Origin of the sequence: uncultured Desulfovibrio sp. (genome assembly GCF_949282365.1) — a bacterium.
Lineage (GTDB): Bacteria > Desulfobacterota > Desulfovibrionia > Desulfovibrionales > Desulfovibrionaceae > Desulfovibrio.
Genome location: NZ_CASDOY010000049.1, coordinates 1 through 15,184, shown reverse-complemented (window position 1 = coordinate 15,184; position 15,184 = coordinate 1). Strand labels below are relative to the sequence as shown.

The window sequence follows — 15,184 nt, the reverse complement described above, 5'->3', positions numbered from 1 at the left end:
CGCCCCGGAAACGGCTCCGGGCGATGCGGCCAAGGCCCCGGCCACGCCTGAGGACGCTCCGGCGGCCGCCCCCGGGACTTCCCCGGCTCCGGCCGCTCCCGCCACTCCCGCTGATGCCGCTGATGTGACGGCTCCCGCTGCCGAAGCGGCCCCCACGCCCACCGCCCCGGCTGAGGCTGTCCCGACGGACGCGGCCCCGACGGACACTGCCGCTGCTCCCGCTCCGGCCAAGAGCGAAGGCGCCGCTGAAGACGCGACCGCGAACGACGCCCCGGCCGCCGCCGGGGCTCCGGCCCCTGAGACCGCCCCTGACGCCGCAGCGCCGGGGACTCCGGCGGCAGATACGGCTCCGGCCGCTCCCGCTGCCGAGGCCGCCGCTCCGGCCACGGAAAGCGCGCCCGCCCCTGCGGAAGACGCTCCGGCTGAGGGAGCCGCGCAGGCCGATCCCGGTGTCCAGACCCTGCCCGCCGGTCCTGATGACGGCACGCCCATCCCGCCGGACGCCGTCCCGGCGCAGTAGAACCCTGATCCTCACGGGGGAAAAGGCACGGCCCGCCAGAGCCCGCCTTTTCCCCCGGATCTTTCGGCCCCTTTCCCTTGTCCTGACTATCCTCCCCTGCCTCCTTGCCCTGGGTCCCTGCCGGGAGATGACGGCGGAGGATGCGGGCGGCAGCGCCCGGGACGATCCGCCCCAGCGCAGACGCCCCTGCCTCAGGGACAGCGCCCTGCTCGCTGCAGCCGCCCGCGCCACATGGCGGTGGGGGCCGCCAAAAAATCGCTGCCGGGATGTTCCCGGATGCTGCCCGTTCCGGTGCCTCCCCGGGGCCACGGCGGCGGCACGCTGCCGGATGCTCCCCGATGCCCGGCCCATTCCGGCCGCCCAGCTCCATCTGCCGCCCTGCATCCGCCTGTCCCGCATCGCCCCGGTCTTCCACAGCCCCGCTCTTCCATCGCGCCCAGTTCCCATTCCCGGCCATGCAGACAAAAAAAGCGCCCGTCCCTGCACAAGAGACGGGCGCTTTTTTTGCGGATCACAGCGGGGCCGTTCCGGCCTGCCGCCTGTCAGTGGGACATGCCCTCGTCAGGCATGCTCACCTTGAGCAGACTGCCCAGATGCTTGCGGGCAAGCTCGATCTCGGCCTTGTCCACCACCGGCATGTCCCTGGGGCGGGTCTGCAGTTCGTTGCCTTCTTCCACGATGGTCAGGGCGGCGGCCATGCGGCCCATGACGCAGAAGAAGCGCCGGGCGTCCCAGCCCTGGGCCTCCACCCAGCGGGCGGCCTCCTCGGGATAGAGGAAATCCGCCTTGCCCCTGCGCACCACGGGGTGGGCCTCGATCCTGTTCTCGCGGGCCCAGCTGCGGAAGCGGGGCAGCATGTCGAGCAGGCGCAGCAGTTCCTTTTCCTCCACCTGCGCCTGTCCGTCATAGACCGTGGTCACAGCGGCCGCCGCGCACGGGGACGGCACGGCCGTCATCCCGCCCAGCAGCAGGGCGCACAGTACTCCTCCGGCCAGCCAGCCTTGGCATCCTGTCATCTTCATCAGGCAGCGATCCTCATCAGTAGCGCACGGCGCTGATCTTGGAGAGCCTGTCCATATTGTGGTAGGATTCCACATAGCGCAGGGTCCCGGTCTTGCCGCGCAGCACCAGGGAGTGGGTCACCGCATGGCGGGCGCTGTAGCGCACGCCGCGCAGGAAATCGCCGCCCGAGATGCCCGTGGCGGCGAAGAAGCAGTCGTCGCTGCGCACCAGATCATTGACGGTCAGCACTTCGCGGGCGTCGATGCCGGCCTCGTTGATGGCTTCCTTCTCCACATAGGACTGCGGGTCCAGACGGGCCAGGATCTGGCCGCCCATGCCCTTGATGGCGCAGGCCGCCAGCACGCCTTCGGGGGTGCCGCCGGTGCCCATCATGATATCCACCTCGGAGCGCGGGTCCACGGCCATCAGGGCGCCGGCCACGTCACCGTCGGTATGCAGCTGGATGCGCGCGCCCGTGGCGCGGATATCCTCGATCAGCTGCTTGTGGCGCGGCTTGTCCAGCACGAAGACCACCAGGTCCTGCACGTTCTTGCCCAGGGCTTTGGCCACGTTGTTCAGGTTCACGGACACGGGAGCGTCCAGTTCCACCGCGTCGCGGGCCTCGCGGGCCACCACCAGCTTCTGCATGTAATAGCTGGGACCGGGGTTGAACATGCTGCCGCGCGGGGCCACGCCCACCACGGAAATGGCGTTGGGACGACCGTACGCCAGCAGGCTGGTGCCTTCCACCGGGTCCACGGCCACGTCCAGCTGCGGGCCGTCGCCCATGCCCACCTTCTCACCGTTGTACAGCATGGGGGCATGGTCTTTCTCCCCTTCGCCGATGACCACGATACCATCCACATGCAGGGTGGAGAAGCTGTTGCGCATGGCGTCCACGGCGGCGCCGTCACCGGCCTCCTTGTTGCCGCGCCCCAGCCAGCGGGCCGACGAAAGCGCGGCGGCCTCGGTGATGCGAACGATGTCAAGAGCCAGGTTTTTCTCTGGTGCTTCAGGCATGGTATCCTCCAGATGAGATGGTGCTATCGCTCCTGCGAGCGTCATGACGGCCGGGCACGCTCCCGTGGCCGTCCTCTCCTCGTGTCCTATCAAAATCCTGGGCGGCCCGTTGCGGACGCCCCGCCCGCCACCGTGGCAGCCCGCGCTCCTGCCGCCGCGCCGCACGGCACCGGCCGTGCAGCGGCAGGCGCTCCCGGCATGACGGCGCGAAGCCGCCCCTTTTCGGGACCCGGCGCAGGCGAAGCCGCCGCGCTGGGCGGCACGCTGCCGGCTGTCCTCCCTACCCCGTCTGCCCGCGTCCCGGAGGCCGGGACGGATGATCCGGCCCCGTCGCCCCTGCCGCCTAGGGCGTGCTGACACTGTCCGCAGCTTGTTTTTTGGGGGGAAGGGAAAGCCCCCCATCCTTTCCCCGGCGCGTTTTTCCAGATGGGCGCGGGAGCATGCGGCAGGCATCCTTCACAGGGCATGCGCGGGCGATATTCTCTATTTATTTGAAATAAATTGCAATATTTGCATCAGCACTCCCTAGGGCATGCGGTAGCGTCCGGCCACAGGCACCTGCCAGCCCGTGCCGAAGGGCATGCGGCTGATGTGCAGGGCCAGGGGCTCCTGCCGCCGCTTGAATTCCGCGGCGAACAGCTTGCGCCGCACCTCCCCGCGCAGGGCGTCGTCCACATGCTGGGGCTGCGCCGCCGTCTGGCCGGCAAAGATCAGGCTTTCCAGCAGCGGGTCCAGCACGTCATAGGGCGGCAGGCTGTCCTCGTCCTTCTGGCCGGGACGCAGCTCGGCCGAGGGGGCCTTGTCGAAGATGGCCTGCGGGATGATGACGGCCTGCCGGTGATGGTTGTACCAGCCCGCCAGGGTGTAGACCTCGGTCTTGGTCAGGTCCGCGATGACGCCCAGCGCGCCCACGGTATCGCCGTAGAGGGTGCTGTAGCCCACGGCGCACTCGCTCTTGTTGCCGGTATTGAGCACCAGCGCCCGGGCCCGGTTGGCCAGCGAGGATACCATGATGCCCCGGATGCGGGCCTGCAGGTTCTCGAAGGTGGTATCACCGGGGAAGGTCCCGAACAGCTCCAGACCGGGGGCCAGGGCGGCGGAAAAACTCTCCATCACCGGCTCGATGGGCAGGGTCACGGTACGCACGCCCAGATTGGCCGCCAGTTCCAGGGAATCCGTGACCGAGCCCTCGCTGCTGTAGGGCGAGGGCATGAGCACGGCCGTGACCTTGTCCGCCCCCAGGGCCTCGGCGGCCACGCAGAGCACCAGGGCCGAATCCATGCCGCCGGAAAGGGCCACGATGGCCTTTTCCAGCCCGCACTTGTGCACGAAATCGCGCACGCCCAGAGTCAGGGCGTCCCAGATGGCCTCGGGCAGGCAGGCCGGGCGCGGATGCACGATGCCGCCGCTGCCCGCGGTGTCCACCAGCAGCACGTCCTCGGCAAAGGCCTTGCCGCGCGCCAGGATCTGACCGGTGGGATCGAAGGCCAGGCTCTGGCCGTTGTAGACGCGGCTGTCGTTGCCGCCCACCATGTTGACGGAAAAAAGATGCACATGATGCCGCGCCGCCACATGGGAGAGCATCTGCTCGCTCATGCGCTGCACGCCCTTGCTGAAAGGCACCGCCGCCATGTGCACGATGGCGTCCACGCCGCGCTGCACCAGCTCCATGAGCGGATTGTGGCCGCTGGCGTACTGGGTCTTCCAGAAGGTGCCGTCCTCGGTGGCGGCGTCCTGACACAGCACCACGCCCAGACGCCAGCCGTCCAGGGCCAGGATGCCGCAGGAGACGCCCCGGTCGAAGAAGCGGGCCTCGCTGTCCTGCCCGTAGGTCTGATAGACCTTGCGCGAGACCACCGACCAGCGGCCGTGCTGCACCAGGATGGCCGCATTGGAGAGCAGGCCCGAGGCGTACACGCTGGCCACCGGCGCGCCCACCAGGAGGGGCGGACCGTCCTGCAGGGCGTCGGCCAGCAGCTGCAGACCGGCCTTGCAGCCTTCGGCGAAATCTTCGGCGCGCAGATAACTGCCCGGGGCCACCCCGCACAGGGCCAGCTCGGGGGTGACGCAGAGGTCGGCGCCCTGGGCGGCGGCCTCGCGCACGGCGGCGAGGATGCGCCCGGCATTGCCGGCCACGTCGCCGGTGACGGTATTGCATTGCAGGAGAGCGATCTTCATGGACGGTCCTTATTCGATGAGGCCGTGCAGGGGGCCGCCCGGAGCGGCCAGGGCGTCCACACGGCGTTGAACGGCGGGATCTTCCTCCAGTGCCGGCGCATGGAAGGGCTTGACGCGGGCATCCAGCAGCAGCGGCCCAGCGCAGGACCAGTGCCGCGCCCGCACCACGGCGCCCGTGCCGTAGATGTCGGCCGCGGGATCGGAACGGCTGAAGGCCACCCAGAGGAAATTGTCGAAGTCCGCGGCGCAGAAGGCGGCATCGTCCGCCACCACCACCAGCGGGAAGGCCTCGCGCTGCGGCCAGCCGCCCAGGGCGCGGGCCAGATCTTCCATGCGCGGGTCGGCCTCGTTGCGGCCCAGCGCATGCCGGGGACCGCGCAGCACCATGATGCCCGGTCCGGCGCAGCGGGCGTCGCCGAAGCCCTCGGGCAGCGCCGGAAGGTCGCGGATCTCCAGGCCCAGTTCCCGGCGCTTCGCACCCGCCGAGGCCCAGATGAGCTTGGAGCCCTCATGCAGGCCGAAGCCGGTATAGTCCAGGGTGTCGGTGGTGGAACGGGTGATGAAATGCAGGTCGCGCCCGAAATCGGTGCGCTCCAGCAGATGCCGGAAAAAGGCCGGCACGTCCCGTGCGCTCAGGCCCGGCGCATCCTCGTGCGCGGCCACCAGCACATATTTGGCCAGGGCCGTCTGGGTGGTGCCCAGCATGTGCAGGGCGGCGGTCAGCAGCTCGCGCGGGCGGCGCTGCGCCTCATAGGGCGTGTAGCGTTCGCTGCCCAGGGCCAGCAGCAGGGGATGCACGCCGGCGGCATCCACGGCGTGGACCTCGCGCACGCCCTGGAAGACCTGCGGCACCAGCGCGCCGGTGAGCTCGTGGATGAAATCGCCGAAGACCGTGTCTTCCTGCGGCGGTCGTCCCACGGCCGTGTAGGGCCAGATGGCCCCGCTGCGGTGATGCACGGCCTCCACCTGCAGGACGGGGAAGTCGTGCTTCAGGCTGTAATAGCCCACATGGTCGCCGAAGGGGCCCTCGGGCTTGAGCTGCGGCAGGATGTGGCCGCTGATGCAGAAATCCGCCTCGGCCAGCACCGGCAGGGGCAGGCGGCGGCTGTAATGCACGGCCGCGCGCCGTCCGCCCAGCAGACCGGCGAAACGCAGCTCCGACAGGCCTTCGGGCAGGGGCATGACCGCCGCCATGGTGAAGGCCGGCGGCCCGCCCACAAAGATGTTCACCGGCAGGCTCTGGCCGCGCTTGAGGGCCTCGGCATGGTGCACGCCGATGCCGCGATGGATCTGGTAATGCAGGCCCACCTCGTCGGCGGCGTACTCGTTGCCCGCCAGCTGCACGCGGTACATGCCCAGATTGGAATCCTCCGGCCCGGGGCGGGCGGGGTCCTCGCTGTAGACCAGGGGCAGGGTGATGAAGGGCCCGCCGTCCAGGGGCCAGCCCACCAGCCGGGGCAGGGCCGACAGGGCGCAGCGGTTCTCCAGCACCGGCGCTTTGGACGTCCGCCGGGGCAGCATGTGCGGCAAGGCGGGCAGAGCCCGCAGGCCGCGCCAGGGCCGCTTCAGGACGGCGGCCGGGTCGGCCTTGGCGGCCAGCACGGCTTCCACGCCGGGCAGGCTGTCACGAAAGATGTAGTGCAGGCGCTCGCGCGTGCCGAACAGATTGGCCAGCATGGGGAAGGCGCAGCCCCTGACCCTGGTGAAGAGCAGGGCCGGAGCCTTGGCCCGGAAGGCCCGGCGCTGGATGTGCGCCAGCTCCAGATGGGCATCCACAGGGGCGTCGATGCGGCGCAGCCGGCCGGTCCTTTCCAGATCGGCCACGCATTCCTGCAGGTTGCGGTAGCCCATCAGGCACCCTCCCCTGCGGCTTCCACCGGGGCCAGCGTGCGTTCCCCGGCCAGCCAGCGGCCGAAGTCGGCCAGGATGCGGGCATGGTCGAAGCAGATGGGCTGCGGCAGCCGGTCCAGGGGATAGAAGGCCGCCCGGGCGGCGTCGTCCCCGGCCTTCAGGGCCGCGGCATCCCGGGGCCGCCCCACGAAGACCACGCTCATGGTGTGGCGGCGCGGGTCGCGGTCCGGGCGGGAATAGACGCCCAGCACGCCCAGCAGCTCCACATCCAGCCCCGTCTCCTCGCGCATCTCGCGCACGGCGGCGGCCTCCACCTGCTCGCCCTCGTCCACGAAGCCGCCCGGCAGGGCGAAGCCGTGGGGCTCGTTGCGGCGTTCGATGATGACCACGCCCCGGTCAGGCGCGTAGATGACCACATCCGTGGTGGGCACGGGGTTCAGATAGCGGATGACGCTGTGACCGCAGTTGGGACAAAGGAGCTCTTTCTGCATGAATGCCTCCAGTGGCGCATGGTACGCCAGCAACATGCCGGCCGCAAGTCTCATGTGCGGCGGCAGGAGGGCCGCACGGGAGGAAAGAGGCTGCCGTCCGGGCGCTGCCCGGCGCGGAACGGGGACTCCCCTCCGCCCGGGCCTACCTGACCGCACGGCGCCCGCCTCGGAGCATGCGGCGTCGCGGGGACGGGGACATCCCATCCGTGATGTGCCGCATTGCTCCCACAAGCGGCGCAAGCCGGACGGCCCCGGACGAGCCAGCACAAATTTATAATTTATTCAAATAAATAAAAATAGCGGCTGCGCATGCCCGCTGAAGGATGCCCGGCGCATGCCCGTGCGCCCATCTGAAAAAACGCGCTGGGGAAAAGACGGGGCCGGAAGGGAAGGCCCTCCTGCGCGGGCAGCGATCCCAAGGGGGGCCGCAGGCCGTGCCCGTTGCGCCGAAGGCAGCCACGGGCATCGACAGCAGAGACGAGGTCTTCCCTTCCTACCAAACAGGCTGCGGAAAGTGCCGGCACGTCCTAGGCCAGATGCGGCGTGAAACCGGCGGCCCGCAGGGCGGCCAGACTGACCGCGCCCAGCCGCAGCACGCGCAGGTCCGTACCGGCCAGCGGTTCCACGATGGTGGAGGGCGCGCCCCCGGCCGGAGCGGGGCCGCTGACCACCACACCGTCGTCCGGGCCGGTCAGGGCCGAAAGCAGGGCCGCGTCCAGTTCTTCCGGCACCCGGGCGGCGGCCTGGCCGCTGATATTGGCGCTGCTGGCCGTGAGCGGCGCTCCGGCCAGGCAGGAGAGCTGGGCCGCCAGAGGATGCGGCGTCAGGCGCACGGCCACCTTGCCGCGCGGGTTCACCAGCTGGGGGGCCAGCGGCGCGCGGCCGTCCAGGGGCGTCGGACGCGCGGGCAGGAGCACGGTCAGGGGCCCGGGCCAGAAGGCGTCCAGCAGGGCTCCCGGGGCCTGTTCCAGCATCACCCAGGGCCGCAGCAGTTCCCGGCTGCCCGCCAGCAGGGGCAGGGGCATATGGACGGGCCGCCGCTTGGCCTGATAGACTCGCGCCACGGCCGCCGCCTGATGGGCGCAGCAGCCCAGGCCGTAGAAGGTCTCCGTGGGAAAGGCCAGCACGCCGCCGTCGCGCAGCCTGCGGGCGGCGTCTTCCGCCGTGGTCAACCGACATAACGATCGAGGAATCATGACAGGGAAACCCTTGCGCCTGCTCAGTGTGGGCAAACTGAAGATACCGTTCTGGAAAGACGCCGCCGCCCACTACAGCCAGCGCATCAACCGCTGGCGGCGTCTGGAATGCGTGGAAGTCCGGGACGGGGACCCCGCCCTGCCCCAGGACAAGCGCAACGAGCTGGAAGGCCGCCGCCTGCTGGAAGCCCTGGGCCCGCAGGACGTGCCCCTGGTACTGGACGAGCGCGGCATCACGCTGACATCGCCCGGGCTGGCCCGGCTGCTGCAGGATCTGGACGACAGGGGCATGGGCCGGGCCTGCTTCATCATCGGCGGCGCCTACGGTCTGGACGAGGCCGTACGCCGGCGGGCCTGGAAGCTGGTGAGCCTCAGCAGCATGACCTTTCCCCACGAACTGGCCCGGGTGCTCTTGCTGGAGCAGCTCTACCGCGCGGAATGCATCCTGCGCAAGGTGCCCTACCATCACTGATGCGGCCTGCGGGCCCGCGCTTCTTGGGCGGGGACATGCGCGGCGGCAGGGCCCGGCGTGGCTGCCGATGCCCCGGTTCCCTTCGCCGCAACGGCCAAGGCCCTGCGGACTGCCTTCGGACGCCGGGGGGCGCGAAAAGGGAGTCCCCTCCCCGGGTCTCCCCTCCGGCTCCAAGCGCGCGGTATCCGGCGAAGGATGCCCCGCAGCCGGGACTTCCCCCATATCCGCATCCTGTTTTCCCCGCCTTCCTCCCCTGCCCTACAGCACTTCGTAGATGCGGCAGAAGATGTTGTCGTAGACCAGCTTGAAATAGGGCGAGATGGCCGGGTCCTGCGGATTGCCCACCAGCAGGCGCACCATGAGCGAATTGTAGAGGTTGGCGTCCATGGCCAGCTTCTCGTCCGTGATGCGGTTGAAGAAGAAGTGCACGTTGCGGCGGCCGGAAAGGAATTCCTGGCGCTGGGCGGCCGTGACCCCGGGGTGGGCGTCGAACCATTCCTGGACGTAGTCCCTGCGGGTGACGCCCGTTTCCTCGAAGATGCTGATGGAGGCCGGACGGATGGGCGTGGAGCTGTCCTCCAGCTGCACTTCGCCCTTGTCCAGATTGTAGGCCAGGGCCTGCGGCACGATGGACAGGGCCGCGCCCTCGCCCTGCCGGGTCACGAAATCCCAGTTGCCGAAATTGCTGATCCAGAAGCCCAGGCGCAGCATCTCGAAACTGACCGTCACGAACTGCCGCCCTTCGCCTTCCACCAGAGCCGTTTCCGGCGAACGCAGCCTGTCCATAAGGTCCTGGGCCTGCTGGGCATCCAGCCCGGCAAAGACCGCGCTGGCCACTTCCTCGTCGAAGGGGTCGCGCCCCTTGGCGAACCGGCTGGTATAGCGGATGAGCTGCCGGGCGAAGCGGGGATTGTCCGTGCCCAGCACCGCCGCCGAAAGATAGAGCGGCGCTCCGGCGTTGCGGGCCCCGTCGGCGATGGTGAGGCGGCGGGCGAAATGATGGGCCGCATAGCCCCAGTCCCACCACAGCCAGAGCGTGGCGTCCCTGGGCACCACGGTGCGGGCCCGGCTGAGCATCTCGGCATGGCGCCGGTTGATCATGGGGCCCTGCGACATGGCCGGGACGATGCTCACGAAGGGGGCCACCAGCAGGGCCAGGATCAGCGCGGACGTCAGGATGCCCGTCACGCCGGGGCGCAGCGTGCGCAGCAGGCGCTGGAGCAGCCAGTACAGGGGCAGGGTCAGGCCCACGGCCACGATGGGCGCGCCGAACATGACCATGCGGCCACCCATCTTGGTGCTGAGCAGGCCCAGGGCCGCCAGCGGCAGCAGGAAGAGCGCGCCGGGACGGCGAAAGATCACCCATACGAAGCCCAGCAGGCCCAGGGCCGCGGCCTCATGCCAGGGATGGAAATAGGCCAGCACGGCCAGCAGGCCCAGGTCCTGCACTTCGGTGAGGGCCTGTCCCGCAGGCGGATAGATGAGGGCCAGCGCCCCGCTGCCGCCCGAGACCTCGGCCTTCTTCATGTACAGGGAAAGCTGGTGGCTGATGGTCTGCAGCAGCTCGCCCGACAGGAAGAGGGAGCCCACCCCCAGCCAGAGCAGGACGAGCACCCAGGGGCGGCACAGCCACTGGCGCAGGCGGTACATCTGGCGGGCGCGCGTCCAGCCCGCGGTCATGAGCAGGGCGCTGAAGCCGAAGAACAGGGGACCGCCCAGGGTGGGCAGGGCATAGGCCAGCGAGCCCAGCAGCAGCAGGCTGCGACGGCCGCGCGGCGCCATGACCAGGCTCATGAAGGCCAGCAGGCAGACATTGTAGCGGATCAGATAGGGGAAGACCGAATGCCACTCCTGCGTCCACCAGGAGATGACCCCGGAAACGCCCAGCAGCACCACCCACTGCCAGCGCAGGGGATTGCCCAGGCGCAGGTCCTGTTCAGCCAGCGGGCTGCCCCAGAGACGTTTGGCCGCGGACAGGCCGGACCCCACGATGAGCTTTTTCAGGATCAGCTGGGGCAGCAGCATGTAGCGCATGGCCCAGCAGGCGGGGGCCAGGGTCATGAGCAGGGGGAAGAAAAGGGTCACGAGGTCCGTGTCGTAATAGCCCAGCAGGGTGCGGGCCAGGAAACCGGGGGCCAGGCTGGTCAGGATGCCCGCCGCCACCCCGGCTTCCATGCTGCCCAGGGCCCAGACCCAGGCATAGACGATGAGGGCCACGAAGCAGGAAAGCAGGGCCGGGAACCAGAAGGCCACCGCCGCGGGATAGGTGCCCAGCAGATCGGCCATGCCGCGCAGCATGACGGCCATGGGATGCCCCACCGCACGGCCGAAGCCTTCCGCCCCGGCCACCCAGTGATAGGCGTCATGGGTGGCCAGCAGCCATTCCGTGCCCAGCCGGTATTCCGGGTCCTGCCAGCAGGGCCACTCCAGCATGCGGATGGCAAAGGCCAGGCCCAGCGTCACCAGGCCCCAGAACAGGCCCTGTGACCAGAAGCTGCGATCCTCGCCGGTAAAATAGACGGAAACGGGTTTGTCCGTCATGCGTGTCTCCTCTGCGGACGGCAGGGGTTTGCGGGGGCGGGGCCCCCTGTGCAGGACCTTCGGCCTCACGGCATGCCGGGAGGGGCATCCTTCGCGCGGCCATCCCCTTGCCACATGCGGCGCCGGGGAAGGGACGGGGCAGGTCCCCCAGGGACTAGCGGCTCCCGGGCCCGCGCCGCAGGGCCCAGAACCAGCGCCGCACGCCGCCGGCCGTATAGGCGAAGGAATCCACCAGCTCCCAGCCCCCGATGCTCCCGGCGGCCGGAGGCTCCTCGCGGGCCAGGATCACCACCAATCCGTCATCGACCAGATGCGGGGCCACCAGCTCCAGCAGGCGCGGCCAGGGCATGAAGGCCCGGCTGGTGATGCAGTCGGCCTTGCGCTCCTGCCGGGGGAAGAACTGCTCCACCCTGCCCCGGAAGACACGGGTCCCGGGCAGGGGCACCCGGGCCAGCACCGTGGACAGGAACAGGGCGCGTTTCTCGCGGGCCTCCACCAGCCAGCAGCTGCCGCGCTGCCAGACCATGCGCAGGGGGATGGCGGGCAGGCCGGCGCCGGAGCCCAGGTCCCAGCACAGGGGATCTTCGGGCAGGGGCAGGCCGTCGAGGAAGGCGGCCAAGTGGAAGCTGTCCGCCACCAGACGGGTCATGGCGTCGCGCCAGTGATGCGCGCCCACCAGGTTCATGGCCCTGTTCCAGCGGCAGAGCAGGCGCAGGTATTCCGCCAGCCCCGGCAGGGCCGCATCGGGCACGCTCACGCCCGCGTCACGGGCGCAGCGGGCCAGGGCGGGCAGAGGGATATCGTCGTATTTCGCGTCGGGCTTCATGGGCCTTGTGTAGCCTCTGGCGGCGGGACTTGCAAGCGCTGGCGCTCTGTCGTAAAAAAGACGACTTTATATCGCTTGCCAATCCATGTCTGGAGTTATGAAAATGACATCGTGTGCATTGCTTTTTCCCGGTCAGGGCTCGCAGGAAGCGGGCATGGGCCGGGAGCTGGCCGAAGCCCGTCCCGAGGCCATGGCGCTCTGGAAGCGCGCTGAAGCCATCAGCGGCCTGCCGCTGCGCGAGATCTACTGGGAAGGCGACGACGCTGCCATGAGCGATACCCGCGCCCTGCAGCCCGCGCTGACCGTGGTCAACATCAACCTCTGGCGCGAGCTGGCCGGCAAGCTGCGCCCCTGCGCGGCCGCCGGGCACAGCCTGGGCGAGTTCAGCGCCCTGGCCGCCGCCCAGGTGCTGGACCCCGAGACCGTGCTGCAGATGGTGTCCCTGCGCGGCCGCCTCATGGCCGAGGCCGATCCCGACGGGGTGGGCAGCATGGCCGCCATCCTCAAGATGAAGCAGGAAGACGTGGAGGCCCTGGCCCGCGAGGCCGCCGTGGAGGCCGACGCCCTGCTCATCGTGGCCAATTACAACACCCCGGCCCAGTTCGTGGTCAGCGGGCATCGCGACGCCGTGGCCCTGGCCTGCCGGAAGGCCAAGGAACATCGCGGCCGCGCCATCGAGCTCAAGGTCAGCGGCGCCTTCCACAGCCCCATGATGGAACAGGCCTCGCGCGAGCTGGAGCCCCTGCTGCGCAAGGCCGTGTGGCGCAAGCCGCAGTTCCCGGTCTACTGCAACGTGCACGGACGCGCCGTCACCGACGGCGAGAGCGCCAGGGAGAGCCTGCTCAGGCAGATGACCTCCTCCGTGCTCTGGATCGGGACCGTGCGCAACCAGTATGCCGACGGCGTGCGCCGCTGGGTCGAAGTGGGCCCCAAGGCCTTGCTGGGCAAGATGGTGCCCGCCTGCCTCAACGATCTGGACGAGGCCGCCCGGCAGGAACTGCGGGTGGAACTGGTCAACAGCCTCGACGGCGTGGAAAATTTTTCGGCGTAGGCGCGAGCCCCGCCTCAGGAGACAGAACAAATGCGCGCTACTGACGTTTTGCGCTCTGCCCTCATGGGCATTGTGGAAGAAATGGGCCTCAACTGGCCCGCCAAGGCGGTCATCGAGCCGCCCCGCGATCCCAAACACGGCGACCTGGCCGCCAACATCGCCATGCTGCTGGCCCGCGAGGCGCACAAGAATCCCCGCGAGCTGGCCCAGGTCTTCGTGGAAAAGCTGCCCCAGCGCTGCGCCGACATCGAAAAGGTGGAAGTGGCCGGTCCCGGTTTCTGCAACGTGACCTTCAGCCAGCATTTCTGGCGCTCCACCGTCCGCGAGGTGGAGGCCGCCGGCCCGGCCTACGGCCAGAGCAGCGTGGGCCAGGGCCGCAAGACCCTGGTGGAATACGTTTCCGCCAACCCCACCGGTCCCCTGCATGTGGGCCACGGTCGCGGTGCGGCCGTGGGCGACAGCCTGGCCCGCCTGCTGCGCAAGGCCGGTTTCGACGTGGAGACCGAATACTACATCAATGACGCCGGGCGGCAGATGCGCATCCTGGGCCTTTCGGTGTGGCTGCGCGTCAAGGAGCTGGCCGGGCGGCCCGTGGAGTGGCCCGAGGACTATTACCGCGGCAGCTACATCATCGACATCGCCCGCGAGATGCTGGCCGGGGATCCCTCCCTGCCCGACATGGAAGACCAGGCCGGCCAGGATCGCTGCTATGAGCGCGCCATGAACGAGATCCTGGACGGCATCAAGGCCGACCTGGCCGACTTCCGCGTGGAGCACCAGCACTGGTTCTCGGAAAAGACCCTGGTGGAGAGCGGCGCGGTCAAGGCGGCCTTCGACGCCCTGACCGAAGCCGGGCATACCTTCGACAAGGACGGCGCCTTCTGGTTCGCCACCCAGGCCCTGGGCGACGACAAGGACCGCGTGCTGCGCAAGTCCGACGGCAGCCTGACCTATTTCGCCTCGGACATCGCCTACCACCACAACAAGTTCACCCGCGGCTATGACTGGCTCATCGACATCTGGGGCGCCGACCATCACGGCTATGTGCCGCGCATGCGCGCCGCCATCGCCGCCATGGGCAAGCCCAGGGACAGCTTCGACGTGGTGCTCATCCAGCTGGTGAACCTGCTCCAGGGCGGCAAGCCCGTGAGCATGTCCACCCGCGCCGGCACCTTCGAGACCCTGGCCGACGTGGTCAAGGAAGTGGGCGCGGACGCGGCCCGCTTCATGTTCCTCTCGCGCAAGAGCGACACCAGTCTGGACTTCGACCTGGAGCTGGCCAAACAGCGCAGCCTGGACAATCCGGTCTATTATGTGCAGTACGCCCATGCCCGCATCTGCGCCGTGCTGCGCCGCGCCGAGGAGCGCGGCATCAGCCTGCCCGCCGCCTCCACGGACGGTCTGCTGGCGGCCCTGGACACCCCCGAGGACATGGCCCTGCTGCGCAAGCTGGCCGGTTTCGAGGACATGGTGGCCACCGCGGCCCAGGCCCTGGCCGTGCATCACGTCAGCCACTACCTGATGGAACTGGCCGGCATGCTGCACAGCTATTACGCCAAACATCAGGTGCTGCTGGGCGACGACACGGCCCGCACCCTCTCCCGCCTGGCCCTGCTGCGCGCCGTGGGCCAGGTGCTGCGCAACGGCCTTGACCTGCTGGGCGTGAGCGCTCCCGAGGCCATGTAGGACCCATGGCCCAGCCTTTGCGAAAGATCCGCCAGCGCATCGCGCCTTCCCCGGCTCCCAGGAGCGGTTTCAGCCTCAGGCTGCCGCCCCTGGCCGTGGCGGCCCTGTGCGTCGTGATGCTGGCCAGCACGGGCTGGGCCTTTTTCATGGGCTATATGGTGGGGCACGGACAGAACCCCGGCGAGGAAGTGCGCGAACTGACCGGCATCGGTCAGCCCGACAGGGAGACCCTGGCCGAGATGGACAAGGCCCTGGCCGACGCCGAAAGCTCGGACCTGCGGGACAAGCTGGCCAGTCTGGCCGGACAGCCCGCGGGCGACGGCGCGGCCCCTGCTCCCGGCAGCGCCGCG

Annotated in this window: 12 protein-coding genes and 1 pseudogene; 5 read left to right on the top strand and 8 right to left on the bottom strand. The window is 69.4% G+C overall.

What is annotated here, in order from left to right; all coding sequences use genetic code 11:
- Positions 1 to 520 (top strand): annotated as a pseudogene (locus Q1X76_RS08585) (hypothetical protein); the annotation flags it as partial.
- 542 nt (positions 521 to 1,062) lie between these two features.
- Here the strand turns inward: Q1X76_RS08585 and Q1X76_RS08580 are convergent.
- From Q1X76_RS08580 to Q1X76_RS08555, 6 genes are all read right to left on the bottom strand, one after another.
- A complete protein-coding gene (locus Q1X76_RS08580; RefSeq protein WP_300719255.1) occupies positions 1,063 to 1,542 on the bottom strand; it encodes a serine/threonine protein phosphatase in 480 nt (159 codons plus the stop codon).
- A gap of 16 nt (positions 1,543 to 1,558) precedes the next feature.
- Positions 1,559 to 2,542, bottom strand: a complete 984-nt coding sequence (gene glpX, locus Q1X76_RS08575; RefSeq protein WP_300719254.1) for a class II fructose-bisphosphatase — start codon at positions 2,540 to 2,542, stop codon at positions 1,559 to 1,561.
- Between the two features lie 525 nt (positions 2,543 to 3,067).
- Positions 3,068 to 4,720, bottom strand: a complete 1,653-nt coding sequence (locus Q1X76_RS08570; protein ID WP_300719253.1) for an NAD+ synthase — start codon at positions 4,718 to 4,720, stop codon at positions 3,068 to 3,070.
- Positions 4,721 to 4,729: 9 nt separating this feature from the next.
- Positions 4,730 to 6,571: a UbiD family decarboxylase gene (locus tag Q1X76_RS08565; RefSeq protein WP_300719252.1), complete on the bottom strand. Its 1,842-nt coding sequence runs from the start codon at positions 6,569 to 6,571 to the stop codon at positions 4,730 to 4,732.
- Complete coding sequence (locus tag Q1X76_RS08560; RefSeq protein ID WP_300719251.1) at positions 6,571 to 7,062, bottom strand: NUDIX hydrolase; 492 nt, start codon at positions 7,060 to 7,062, stop codon at positions 6,571 to 6,573. Before Q1X76_RS08560 ends, Q1X76_RS08565 begins: the two co-directional genes overlap by 1 nt.
- A gap of 527 nt (positions 7,063 to 7,589) precedes the next feature.
- Positions 7,590 to 8,258 (bottom strand): L-threonylcarbamoyladenylate synthase, encoded by a 669-nt coding sequence (locus tag Q1X76_RS08555; protein WP_300719250.1) that lies wholly within the window; start codon positions 8,256 to 8,258, stop codon positions 7,590 to 7,592.
- Here Q1X76_RS08555 and Q1X76_RS08550 point away from each other — a divergent pair.
- Entirely contained in the window at positions 8,257 to 8,730 is a 474-nt protein-coding gene (locus Q1X76_RS08550) for a 23S rRNA (pseudouridine(1915)-N(3))-methyltransferase RlmH (protein ID WP_300719249.1), read from the top strand. The two genes, Q1X76_RS08555 and Q1X76_RS08550, sit on opposite strands and share 2 nt — an antisense overlap.
- Positions 8,731 to 8,988: 258 nt before the next feature.
- On the opposite strand, the gene Q1X76_RS08545 is transcribed toward Q1X76_RS08550, so the two are convergent.
- A complete protein-coding gene (locus Q1X76_RS08545; protein WP_300719248.1) occupies positions 8,989 to 11,271 on the bottom strand; it encodes an STT3 domain-containing protein in 2,283 nt (760 codons plus the stop codon).
- Positions 11,272 to 11,425: 154 nt separating this feature from the next.
- Positions 11,426 to 12,097, bottom strand: coding sequence for an RsmG family class I SAM-dependent methyltransferase (locus tag Q1X76_RS08540; RefSeq protein WP_300719247.1), 672 nt, complete (start codon positions 12,095 to 12,097; stop codon positions 11,426 to 11,428).
- Between the two features lie 97 nt (positions 12,098 to 12,194).
- Here Q1X76_RS08540 and Q1X76_RS08535 point away from each other — a divergent pair, with 97 nt between their 5' ends.
- From Q1X76_RS08535 to Q1X76_RS08525, 3 genes are all read left to right on the top strand, one after another.
- Entirely contained in the window at positions 12,195 to 13,148 is a 954-nt protein-coding gene (locus tag Q1X76_RS08535; RefSeq protein WP_300719246.1) for an ACP S-malonyltransferase, read from the top strand.
- A 30-nt stretch (positions 13,149 to 13,178) separates the two neighbouring features.
- The gene (gene argS / locus Q1X76_RS08530) at positions 13,179 to 14,834 is read left to right on the top strand and encodes an arginine--tRNA ligase (protein ID WP_300719245.1); all 1,656 of its coding nucleotides are present in this window, start codon (positions 13,179 to 13,181) and stop codon (positions 14,832 to 14,834) included.
- Positions 14,835 to 14,839: 5 nt separating this feature from the next.
- The coding region (locus tag Q1X76_RS08525; protein ID WP_300719244.1) for a hypothetical protein at positions 14,840 to 15,184 on the top strand (345 nt) is incomplete at its 3' end.

Excerpts from the sequence above, each read along its gene's own strand:
- Q1X76_RS08580 (WP_300719255.1), bottom strand. The coding sequence starts at position 1,542 with ATGAAGATGACAGGATGCCAAGGCTGGCTGGCCGGAGGAGTACTGTGC.
- glpX (WP_300719254.1), bottom strand. The coding sequence starts at position 2,542 with ATGCCTGAAGCACCAGAGAAAAACCTGGCTCTTGACATCGTTCGCATC.
- Q1X76_RS08570 (WP_300719253.1), bottom strand. The coding sequence starts at position 4,720 with ATGAAGATCGCTCTCCTGCAATGCAATACCGTCACCGGCGACGTGGCC.
- Q1X76_RS08565 (WP_300719252.1), bottom strand. The coding sequence starts at position 6,571 with ATGGGCTACCGCAACCTGCAGGAATGCGTGGCCGATCTGGAAAGGACC.
- Q1X76_RS08560 (WP_300719251.1), bottom strand. The coding sequence starts at position 7,062 with ATGCAGAAAGAGCTCCTTTGTCCCAACTGCGGTCACAGCGTCATCCGC.
- Q1X76_RS08550 (WP_300719249.1), top strand. The coding sequence starts at position 8,257 with ATGACAGGGAAACCCTTGCGCCTGCTCAGTGTGGGCAAACTGAAGATA.
- Q1X76_RS08555 (WP_300719250.1), bottom strand. The coding sequence starts at position 8,258 with ATGATTCCTCGATCGTTATGTCGGTTGACCACGGCGGAAGACGCCGCC.
- Q1X76_RS08545 (WP_300719248.1), bottom strand. The coding sequence starts at position 11,271 with ATGACGGACAAACCCGTTTCCGTCTATTTTACCGGCGAGGATCGCAGC.
- Q1X76_RS08540 (WP_300719247.1), bottom strand. The coding sequence starts at position 12,097 with ATGAAGCCCGACGCGAAATACGACGATATCCCTCTGCCCGCCCTGGCC.
- Q1X76_RS08535 (WP_300719246.1), top strand. The coding sequence starts at position 12,195 with ATGAAAATGACATCGTGTGCATTGCTTTTTCCCGGTCAGGGCTCGCAG.
- argS (WP_300719245.1), top strand. The coding sequence starts at position 13,179 with ATGCGCGCTACTGACGTTTTGCGCTCTGCCCTCATGGGCATTGTGGAA.